This is a genomic window from Sphingomonas sp. 66-10 (genome assembly GCF_001897045.1).
GTDB lineage: Bacteria > Pseudomonadota > Alphaproteobacteria > Sphingomonadales > Sphingomonadaceae > Sphingomonas > Sphingomonas lycopersici.
In genome coordinates this window covers 107,052-113,105 of sequence record NZ_MKRR01000106.1, presented here as the reverse complement: position 1 = coordinate 113,105, position 6,054 = coordinate 107,052, and the positions used below count along the sequence as shown (strand labels likewise).

The following is a 6,054-nucleotide window of genomic DNA, read 5'->3' as shown; positions in this document are numbered from 1 at the left end:
GGTGGTGGTCAAGCCGATCGGGTTCAACCGCGATATCGCGCTGGCGCTGATCCCGGCGATGGCGGCGCGCGAGGTGGCGGTCTCGGCGATCGGCACCGTCTATGCGGTCGACGACGCCGAGTCCGACAAGGGCCAGCGCAGCATCGTCGACAATCTGCGCCACCGCTGGTCGCTGCCCACCGCGCTCGCCTTCCTGATGTGGTTCGTCTTCGCGCCGCAATGCATCTCGACGATCGCGGTCACCCGGCGCGAGACGAACGGGTGGAAATGGCCGCTGTTCATGATTGGCTATCTGTTCACCGCCGCCTATGTCATGGCGGGTATCACATATTGGCTGGCGGTGGCCGCCGGCCTTTGAGGGGCTTTCATGGCAGGCAGCGTCAACAAGGTAATTCTCGTCGGTAATCTGGGGCGCGATCCCGAATCGCGCACCTTCCAGAACGGCGGCAAGGTGGTGAATCTGCGCATCGCCACGTCGGAAACGTGGAAGGATCGCAACACCGGCGAACGCAAGGAGCGCACCGAATGGCATTCGGTGGCGATCTTCAACGAAGGGCTCGCCAACGTCGCCGAACGCTATCTGCGCAAGGGCTCGAAAGTCTATATCGAAGGCCAGCTCCAGACCCGTAAGTGGCAGGACCAGAACGGCCAGGATCGCTATTCGACCGAGATCGTGCTGCAGGGCTTCAACAGCGTGCTGACGATGCTCGACGGCGCGCCCGGCGGTGGCGGCGGTGCGGGCGGTGGCGCGCGTGACGATTGGGGTGGCGGCGACAGCGATTTCGGCGGCGGCTCCTCGGGCGGCGGCTTCGGCCAGACCCGGAGCGGCGGCGGTGCGAGCGGCGGCGGCAACAACGCCGGCGGCAGCAGCTTCGGCCAGACCCGCGGTGGCTTCGCCGACGATCTCGATGATGACGTGCCGTTCTGAAGGCGCCCTTGGCGAACGATTCCGCCCAACAACTCGATGAGATCGCCCGCGCGCGGGTGATGGCGCTCTACGACCTCGCGGGCGCGCGCGAAGAAGGCGCGCTCGACGATATCGCGCGCTTCGCCGGGCAATTGTGCGACACCCCGGTGGCGCTGGTCAGCGTGGTCGAGGAGCAATTCCAGCGCTTCCTCGCGCGGGTCGGCACCGATCTCGCCGAAACCCCGCGCAGCCAATCGTTCTGCGCGCATGCGATGCACGGCCATAAGGTGATGGAAGTGCCCGACGCGGCGCGCGATCCGCGCTTCGCCGACAATGCGCTGGTCACCGGCCCGCCGCATATCCGCTTCTACGCCGGGGCGCCGCTCGTCTCGCGCGAGGGGGTGCCACTCGGCGCCTTGTGCGTGATCGACGAGCAGCCGCGCGACGGGCTCACCGCCTTCCAGCGCGAAGGAATGGAATTGCTCGCGCTCGCCACGCTCGGCCGGCTCGAGGAGCGCCGCGCCGCGCGCGAGGCGGCGCATACCCGCGCCGCCTTGGCCGAAAGCGAGCTGCGTTTCCGCACGCTGGCCGATACGATGCCGCAAATGGTGTGGTCGGCGCGACCCGACGGTCACAACGATTATTTCAACGCGCGCTGGTATGCCTTCACCGGGGTCGCCGAGGGCGCGACCGACGGCACCGGCTGGGCGGAGGTATTCCACCCCGACGATCGCGATCAAGCCTGGTCATTGTGGCGGCGCAGCCTGGCGGACGGCGAGCCCTATCAGATCGAATATCGCCTGCGGCGCCACGACGGCGTCTATCGCTGGGTGCTCGGCCGCGCGCTGCCGATCCGCGACGCCGGCGGGCAGATCACCCGCTGGTTCGGCACCTGCACCGATATCCACGAGCAGAAACTGGCGCTCGACGAGCGCGAGATCATCAGCCACGAACTGTCGCACCGGATCAAGAACATCTTCGCGGTGATCGCCGGGCTGATCCAGTTCGCCGCGCGGGTCCGCCCCGAATTCGCCCCCGCCGCGCACGATCTGCGCGAGCGGGTGACCGCGCTTGGCCGGGCGCATGATTTCGTCCGCCCGCACAGCCTGGAAACCCGCCCGTCGCTGCAGCGCGACAGCCTCCACGGCCTGTTCGCCGAATTGTTCGAGCCTTATCAACTCGCCGAGCGATCGCGCATCACGGTCGGCGGCATGGATGTCGCGATCGACGATCGCGCCGCGACCCCGATCGCGCTGCTGTTCCACGAGCTTGCCACCAATGCCGCCAAATATGGCGCGCTCGCGCAGGACGGCGGCACCGTCTCGCTCGACGTGGCGGCCGACGGCGACGCGACGCACCTCGTCTGGCGCGAAACCGGCGGCCCCGCCGTCACCGCGCCCGCCGCGCAGGGCGGGTTCGGCAGCCAGTTGATCGAGCTGAGCGCGGTCCGCCAGCTCGGCGGCGCGGTCGAGCGCGACTGGCGGCCGGAGGGGTTGGTGGTGTCGATAAAGCTGCCCGCCGCTGCGCTTACGCGCAGGGGGTGAAGCGCATGATATCGGCGTTGCCCGGCGATACGCCGTCGAACGCCAAAGCGGCGGCGGCGCGGATCGCGGCTTCGCTGAACGGCTTGCGGATATAGCCGATCGCGCCGCAATCCCCCGCGATCTGCGCCGGATTGGCGGTGACGAACACCACTTTCACCCCATGATCGCGCACGATCCGCGCGGCGATCGCCGGCCCGGTCGCGCCGTCGCGCAGATTGACGTCGACGAAGGCGAGCGAACAGCGCGGCGCGGCGGCCAGCGCCTCGTGCGCATCAGCGGCGATCGCAGCGACCGAGTAACCGGCATCGGTGAGGATCCGTTCCAGATCCAAAGCGACGAAGATCTCGTCCTCGACAATCAACGCTGACTTACGCATGCCCTGTCCGAAATTACTTCCGGTGCAAACTACCCGAATCGCCTGCGGTTCCCCGCAACAGGAAGACGGCATGTTCGGCGAGCATATTTGCCGCCGCCGATGTGGTTTTTCTGCCACGCGACAGGAACCACGCTCCTTCGGTGACGATCCCCTGTTCGGCGAGATGCGCGCGGAAATCGTCGATCGTCAAATGGTGGATATTGGGGGTGTCGTACCAGCGTTCGGGGAGCAGCCGCGTCACCGGCATCCGCCCCCCCCACAACAGCGACAGCCGCACCCGCCAATGCGCGAAATTGGGGAAGCTGACGAAGGCGCGGCCGCCGATCCGCAGCAGATCGCGCAACACCTTGTCGGGCGCGCGGCACGTCTGCAGCGTCTGGCTGAGGATCGCATAATCGAAGCTCTGGTCGGGATAATCGGCGAGATCGGTATCGGCATCGCCCTGGATCACCGACAGCCCGCGCCCCACCGCCGCGGCGACATTGCCCGCATCGAGCTCCAGCCCGCGCGCATCGACCCCCTTTGTATCGCGCAGCGCCGCCATCAGCAGCCCGTCGCCGCACCCGACATCGAGCACCCGCGCGCCCGGCGCGACATGATCGGCGATCACCGCAAGATCGGGCCGCAGCGTCATGCCCCCGCTCCCAGGAAACCCGCGACGACGCGGTACAATTCGGGCGAATCGAGCAGGAAGGCGTCGTGGCCGTAGGGGCTCGACAATTCCATGAAGCTGACCGGCGCCCCCGCGGCGTTGAGCGCATGGACGATCGCGCGCGATTCGCGCGTCGGATAGAGCCAGTCGGTATCGAAGCTGACGAGGCAGAAACGCGCGCGGCTGGCGCGGAAGGCATTGGCGAGCAGCCCGCCATGTTCCTCGGCGAGATCGAAATAGTCCATCGCGCGGGTGATATAGAGATAGGAATTGGCGTCGAACCGGTCGACGAAGCTCAGCCCCTGGTGGCGCAGATAGCTTTCGACCTGGAAATCGGCGTCGAACCCGAACGACTTGGCGTCGCGCGCCTGCAGCCGCCGGCCGAATTTCTCGGTGAGCCCCGCTTCGGACAGATAGGTGATATGCGCCGCCATCCGCGCCACCGCGAGCCCGGCGGCGGGCACCTCGCCGTTATAATAGTCGCCGTTGTTCCAGCGGGGATCGGCCATCACCGCCTGGCGGCCGACCTCGTGGAAGGCGATATTCTGCGCCGAATGCCGCGCCGCCGAGGCGATCACCACCGCCGCCGCGACGCGATCGGGGAAGGTCGCCGCCCAGGACAAGGCCTGCATCCCCCCCATCGATCCGCCGACCACCGCGGCGAGCCGCGCGACCCCGAGATGATCGAGCAGCATCGCCTGCGCGCGGACCATGTCGCGGATCGTGATCACCGGGAAAGCCATCGCATATTCGCGCGCCGTCGCCGGATCGATCGTCGCCGGGCCCGAGCTTCCCATGCACGATCCCAGCACATTGGCGCACACCACGAACATCCGGTCAGTGTCGATCGGCCGCCCGGGGCCGACCATCGCGGTCCACCACCCCGGCTTGCCGGTGCGCGGATGCGGCGAGGCGACGAACTGGTCCATCGTCAGCGCGTGGCAGATCAGCACCGCATTGCCGCCGTCGGGCGCCAGCGTGCCATAGGTTTCATAGGCGATCTCGACCGGCGCGAGCATCCCCCCGCCGTCGAGCCTGAGCGGCCCCGGCAGCACGATATGGCGCCCAAGGCCGTAACGCTGATCGTCTGACATCGTGGCGATGCGTTAGCGGGGAGCGGCGGTGCCCACAACACCCGCTCCCCATCGCTCAGCATCCCGCCCTTTCCCGTCCACCCCGGTGCAGGCCGGGGTCCAGTGCCGACCGGCCCGCTGCTGGACCCCGGCCTGCGCCGGGGTGGCGGAAAGGCAGTTGGCGGGGAAAGCGGTTCGCCCCCCTTGCCCTCCACGCCCGCGCCCGCGTAAGCGCGCGGGCATGACCAATGCACCCGTCCCCAAGCCGTGGATCATGGAGATCGCCCCCTATATCCCGGGCCGCTCCACCACCGATGATGGCCGCAAGGTCGCCAAGCTCTCGTCGAACGAGAACCCGCTCGGCACCAGCCCCAGGGCGCGCGAAGCCTTTGCCAGCGCCGCGACCAGCCTCGAACGCTACCCCGATGCCAGCGCGACCGAATTGCGCGACACGCTGGCCGCGAAGCACGGGCTGGATCCGGCGCGGATCATCTATGGCAACGGATCGGACGAGGTGCTCCACCTCGCCGCCGGCGCCTTCGCCGGGCCGGGCGACGAGGTGATCTACGTCAATTACGGTTTCTCGGTCTATCCGATCGCCACCCGCCGCGTCGGCGCGACCCCGGTGGTGGCGCCCGACAAGGATTATGCCACCGACGTCGACGCGATCCTCGCCGCGGTCACCGATCGCACGCGGATCGTGTTCATCGCCAACCCCAACAACCCGACCGGCACCTATGCCCCGCGCGGCGAGATCGAGCGGCTCCATGCCGGGCTGCGGCCCGACATCCTGCTCGTCATCGACCACGCTTATGCCGAATATATCGACGGCGGCGACGACGACGGCGGGATGGCGCTGGCGCAAAATGCCCCCAACGTGCTGGTGACCCGCACCTTCTCCAAGATGTACGGCCTCGCCGCGGAGCGCATCGGCTGGGGCTATGCCGCGCCCGCGATCATCGAGGCGATGCACCGCATCCGCCTGCCCTTCTCGATCACCATCGCCGGGACGGCGGCGGCGGTCGCGGCGCTCGGCGATACCGACTTCGTCGCCAGCACGCGCGATCATAATGCGCAATGGCGCGCGTGGTTCGCCGACGAGATCGCCAAGCTCGGCAATGCCGGGCTGCGCGCGATCCCCAGCCAGGCCAATTTCATCCTCGTGCTGTTCGAGGGCGAGCTGAGCGCCGAGACCGCCTACAAGGGGCTGATGGACGCGGGCTATATCGTCCGCTGGCTGCCCGGCCAGGGGCTGCCGCACGGGCTGCGCATCACGATCGGCACCGCGGAGGAAACGCAAGGCGTGATCGCCGCGCTGCGCCGGATGGCCGGGGCCTGATGCTGCCGTTCGCGCGCGTCACGATCATCGGGCTGGGGCTGATCGGCTCGTCGATCGCGCGCGCGGTGCGCGAGACGATGCCGACGGTGCGGCTTACCGGGCATGACGCGAGCGCCGAGGTGCGCGAGATCGCCCGCCGGCTCGACCTGCTCGACGATGTGAC

General features: G+C 68.3%; 7 protein-coding genes and 1 pseudogene. 5 read left to right on the top strand and 3 right to left on the bottom strand.

Annotation, left to right across the window (positions count from 1 at the left end):
• From BGN95_RS10275 to BGN95_RS10265, 3 genes are all read left to right on the top strand, one after another.
• The coding region (locus BGN95_RS10275; protein WP_286772548.1) for a nucleoside recognition domain-containing protein at positions 1-358 on the top strand (358 nt) is incomplete at its 5' end.
• 9 nt (positions 359-367) lie between these two features.
• Positions 368-928: a single-stranded DNA-binding protein gene (ssb, locus tag BGN95_RS10270; protein WP_179512921.1), complete on the top strand. Its 561-nt coding sequence runs from the start codon at positions 368-370 to the stop codon at positions 926-928.
• A 59-nt stretch (positions 929-987) separates the two neighbouring features.
• Entirely contained in the window at positions 988-2,451 is a 1,464-nt protein-coding gene (locus BGN95_RS10265) for a sensor histidine kinase (protein ID WP_286772574.1), read from the top strand.
• Here the strand turns inward: BGN95_RS10265 and BGN95_RS10260 are convergent.
• From BGN95_RS10260 to metX, 3 genes are read right to left on the bottom strand one after another with little or no spacing between them, the layout of a single operon-like run.
• A complete protein-coding gene (locus tag BGN95_RS10260; protein WP_179512922.1) occupies positions 2,435-2,827 on the bottom strand; it encodes a response regulator in 393 nt (130 codons plus the stop codon). The two genes, BGN95_RS10265 and BGN95_RS10260, sit on opposite strands and share 17 nt — an antisense overlap.
• A gap of 13 nt (positions 2,828-2,840) precedes the next feature.
• The gene (metW, locus tag BGN95_RS10255) at positions 2,841-3,461 is read right to left on the bottom strand and encodes a methionine biosynthesis protein MetW (protein WP_179512923.1); all 621 of its coding nucleotides are present in this window, start codon (positions 3,459-3,461) and stop codon (positions 2,841-2,843) included.
• Positions 3,458-4,573, bottom strand: coding sequence for a homoserine O-acetyltransferase MetX (gene metX, locus BGN95_RS10250; RefSeq protein ID WP_179512924.1), 1,116 nt, complete (start codon positions 4,571-4,573; stop codon positions 3,458-3,460). Before metX ends, metW begins: the two co-directional genes overlap by 4 nt.
• 220 nt (positions 4,574-4,793) lie before the next feature.
• Between metX and hisC the strand changes: the two genes are divergently transcribed.
• Positions 4,794-5,891 (top strand): histidinol-phosphate transaminase, encoded by a 1,098-nt coding sequence (hisC, locus tag BGN95_RS10245; RefSeq protein ID WP_286772547.1) that lies wholly within the window; start codon positions 4,794-4,796, stop codon positions 5,889-5,891.
• Positions 5,891-6,054, top strand: a pseudogene (locus BGN95_RS10240) (prephenate/arogenate dehydrogenase family protein); the annotation flags it as partial. The gene hisC and the pseudogene BGN95_RS10240, both read left to right, overlap by 1 nt.

Bases quoted from the DNA above. Each gene is read 5' to 3' on its own strand.
- ssb (WP_179512921.1), top strand. From the start codon at position 368: ATGGCAGGCAGCGTCAACAAGGTAATTCTCGTCGGTAATCTGGGGCGC.
- BGN95_RS10265 (WP_286772574.1), top strand. From the start codon at position 988: ATGGCGCTCTACGACCTCGCGGGCGCGCGCGAAGAAGGCGCGCTCGAC.
- BGN95_RS10260 (WP_179512922.1), bottom strand. From the start codon at position 2,827: ATGCGTAAGTCAGCGTTGATTGTCGAGGACGAGATCTTCGTCGCTTTG.
- metW (WP_179512923.1), bottom strand. From the start codon at position 3,461: ATGACGCTGCGGCCCGATCTTGCGGTGATCGCCGATCATGTCGCGCCG.
- metX (WP_179512924.1), bottom strand. From the start codon at position 4,573: ATGTCAGACGATCAGCGTTACGGCCTTGGGCGCCATATCGTGCTGCCG.
- hisC (WP_286772547.1), top strand. From the start codon at position 4,794: ATGACCAATGCACCCGTCCCCAAGCCGTGGATCATGGAGATCGCCCCC.